Raw genomic sequence first — 3,602 nt, forward strand, 5'->3', positions numbered from 1 at the left:
AAGGGTCGCACCTTCAGCTACCGTCACACCGGAAGTGGAGGCAAAAGTATCCTCAACACCGGTTTTAAGTGTGCCGCGGCTGACCGTAGTAGTACCTGTGTAGGTATTGGTGCCAGTCAGTATGAGGGTGCCGTCACCCTCTTTGGTCAATGTCTTACCGTCCCATACACCATCGGCACCATTGATATTATCGGCAAGTATTGTGCCTATGTTGAGTACTGCTCCGCCTTTAAGGTCAAAGGTTCCATAGCCATCACCTGCGGTATTGTTCCACCGCAGGCTGTAGATGATGGAGTTTCCATCATCTGAAAGAGACATCTTTGCGTAGTCTGTTGCGGCCTCTGTCAGCAGCTCGTTGATAACATTCCCTGATATAAATCCGCTAATGCCTGAGGTGGTGGTGGCCAGTGTGTAGGTGTTCTGCTGCCATTCACTGATATTTCCACGCAGGGTAACGGTACTTTCCAGAGAAACCGAATCTGCCTTTAGCACAGAGTCCCAAGTGGAGTTATTGAAGGTGAGCGACGTGTTCCTGGCAAAAGAGGCTTGCCCCGTTAGGGTGAGCATCTTACCGGAGAGTGTTAAGCTGGTATAAGCATTCGCCGTCAGATTTCCGGTAACTGTCGTGGCGTCATCGCTGGCAATGGAGAGGGTATTGAAAGTGTCGGTTTCTGAAAGAACGATGTCACCGTTGATCTCTGAACCAGATTTAAGGATCAAATAATTATCATTGCTGGTTAAACGAATTGCCGCACCGCCCGTTCCGCTAGTACCATTGGTTCCACCGTTCCCGTTACCCGCGTTACCACCTGCACCCCGATCAATAGTTCCGTTGTTAATAATAGTCAGGTTGCCTCCAACTAAGGCATCGCCACCAATACCACCATTACCACCTATGCTCGTATCTGTAGTTGAACCTGAGCCACCTTTACCGCCACTACCGCCGCTAATCCTTCCATTATTGACGATGTTAAGGTTATCGCCACTTATACCTGCGCCTCCAGAGCCTCCTTCACCTCCGTCACCAGGTCCCGACCAACCCCATTCGTTTAGGTCCACGCCGCCCGTGCCACCGGAACCACCATTACCCCCCGAAATTACGCTATCGTTAAGGATGGATAGATTCTTACCGGCGATAGCTGTACCTCCCGAGCCTCCTGCGCTGGCGATCTGAATACCAAGAACATCACCACCACTACCGGCTTCCCCACCCGCTAGCACTCCACCTGTGTTATTGTTGATAGTAAGGTGATTCCCAGATATTGCATTGCCTCCTGCTCCGCCAGAACCCATGGTGAGATATCGACCGGTGCCTCCACCCGCATCGCCGCCGTTACCGCCCGTTAGTATTGCACCATTATTAAATATAGTAGCTGTCGATATGCTGACTGCGTTCCCCCCATTACCGCCATTACCGCTTTCAGAACCATTGCCCATTGCTATGGTACCTGCCCCTCCAATCCCCCCAGCTATATTAGCGTCAGTAATGCTGATGGGGTTATCCTCAGGTTTAAAAGTACTGGTCGTAAATTCATAAGATGATGAACCATCTGATCCATTGATTCCATTCGATGAGTCAACACCGTTACTGCCTTTATTTGACTGGAGGAAATAGGTCACTCCATTCCCAGATAGTGTTATGTTTTTTGTTTCAGCGACTGATGAACTATTAATTCCGCCTAAAAAAAAGACAATAGAGAAAATCACTTTTTTTTTCTTATGTGAACGGCTCAATTCCCCACCAGCCATCCAGGCTCGCTGAGTTGAATTCCATGCGAGGTGATATCTATGGTTCACTTGGTTTCCTCTTAGGTTATGAATTGAAAATAAAAATTTGAAATAAACGTCGATATCTGGAGAGGGAAAGATGGCAGGAAAGCACACACCAATCCTTATTTTATTTCTCGGGAATTATATGTCTAAAGAAAATCTTTTTTTCTTATAATAATAACTCATGGAGTATCCCTACTATTAAATCCATTAAAAAAGTATCATGAATTTCTTACATGCCGGGAATGCCCGGCAATCCTCGGTTACGTTCATTCACAAACTGTAAAAATGCCAGTTGCCGTAGTCCCGTCTTCTCAAGAATTTTTTTTCGGTGCGCGTAGAGTGTTTTGACCGGTTTTCCTGTCATGCGGGAAAGTAACGGTAGGCTAACCCCGGATAAAAAAAAGGGGAGCATGCGACGCTCTGTGAATGTCAGTCTTATGCTTTCGACGCGGGTGCTTTTTCCCAGAGCGTGTTGTCCTGACTGACGCAAAGCGAACTGTAATGAGGTAATATCCTGTCGCTGACTAAGGCTAAGGCATCTCTGGTTTGCAAATGGACATAATCTCCCGCTCTCATCACACGTCAGCCAGATCCGAACTGCATCAGGACGAAGGGCATGAAGAGCGTTCAGAGCCGTCCATTCTCCCCGAAACACAATCCGGCTGTCCACAGCAAGAATTATACGTCCTGCAACCTCGATTTCTGGAGGAATATATCGCGAACTGAACCCCACCCGTAGACAAACCATCTCGGGCAACAGTGCGGTAAGGCCCGTGTATAACCAGCAATTCTCTGTCAATACAATCAGTAGCACTTCATTGTTCATGTCTCTCACCGTTTCATGTAAACAGGTATTCCGTTATGCGGGAAACGCATTTTCTCTGATAGTTTTTTTCTGTATACGTAGGCTGTACTGATACTGGTGCCGAGAATGCAGGCTATATGTTTCATGCTGACGTCTTGTGCTAATAAAGTCAGAGTTCGATACTCAGGCAGGGTGAGTGCGCCAGCACTATAATTTGCAGCAGTAATTTTTCCATTATCGGGTATTCGGCGTATACTATTTGCCAGTCGTTCAAGTCCACTGTCTGAGGATAAAACTGCATGTACATTGGCAAATTCGGTCAGTAATAAGAGTGACAAAGGATATAACGTTGGGCTAGAGATAATAACGATGCTTTTTATATTCAAAATCTGAGGCTGTGTTATAAAGTCATAAAATGTAGATTCATCAAGATTAACAAAGTAAAGATTTTTTCTGCCCGCTATCTCAGCAATTGCCATGATTCCCTTTCCAAAAAAAGAATCATTTTCCGGCCAGTAACCACACTTATCCATGTGAGTCTCCTGCGTGACATTAAAAAGCATGTTATTAATTATGACCAAAAAAAGAATGCCAACCAATGAAAAACACAAATTCAGACAGGCCCACAGTGTAGTTTACATTGATTTCGCACCGACTCAGAGCTTGTAGCGAAATAGTATACACATAACAACAAAATAGTCAAAAACGATCAATTATCTTTTTATGATAGGCCTGGGCTATCGGAGGAATGCAATTGATCGATTCATCCTATTTTAATCAAGCGTGAGGTCGCAGATATCAAGGATGCCTGGATAAATAAGCCAAAAGAACCGTCAGTAAATACGCCAGACAAGCACATATTAAAGAAACTTAAATTAATGGAACATTTTTGTATTTATCACCTTGCGTGAGTATCAGCCTGTTAACTTTAAAAAAATGGATATTTGAGCAACTTTGTATTTATGATGGTGTTTTATTCTTTGTGAACGCCAGTGAGCCATATGAAAACAATATCACCCAGGCC

The 3,602-nt window shown here is 45.0% G+C and carries 3 protein-coding genes; all 3 read right to left on the reverse strand.

What is annotated here, in order from left to right; all coding sequences use genetic code 11:
• Positions 1 to 1,749 (reverse strand): autotransporter-associated beta strand repeat-containing protein (locus tag WFN87_RS23865; RefSeq protein ID WP_336983966.1); only part of this gene is annotated, 1,749 nt, incomplete at its 3' end.
• 253 nt (positions 1,750 to 2,002) lie between these two features.
• Positions 2,003 to 2,599 carry a hypothetical protein gene (locus WFN87_RS23870; RefSeq protein ID WP_008461653.1) on the reverse strand — a complete coding sequence of 199 codons (597 nt, stop codon included), beginning with the start codon at positions 2,597 to 2,599 and terminating at the stop codon, positions 2,003 to 2,005.
• A gap of 5 nt (positions 2,600 to 2,604) precedes the next feature.
• Positions 2,605 to 3,111, reverse strand: coding sequence for a helix-turn-helix transcriptional regulator (locus WFN87_RS23875; RefSeq protein ID WP_008461655.1), 507 nt, complete (start codon positions 3,109 to 3,111; stop codon positions 2,605 to 2,607).
• Between the last annotated feature and the right edge of the window lie 491 nt (positions 3,112 to 3,602).

The organism is Cedecea sp. AS113 (assembly GCF_037152415.1).
Taxonomy (GTDB): domain Bacteria; phylum Pseudomonadota; class Gammaproteobacteria; order Enterobacterales; family Enterobacteriaceae; genus Cedecea.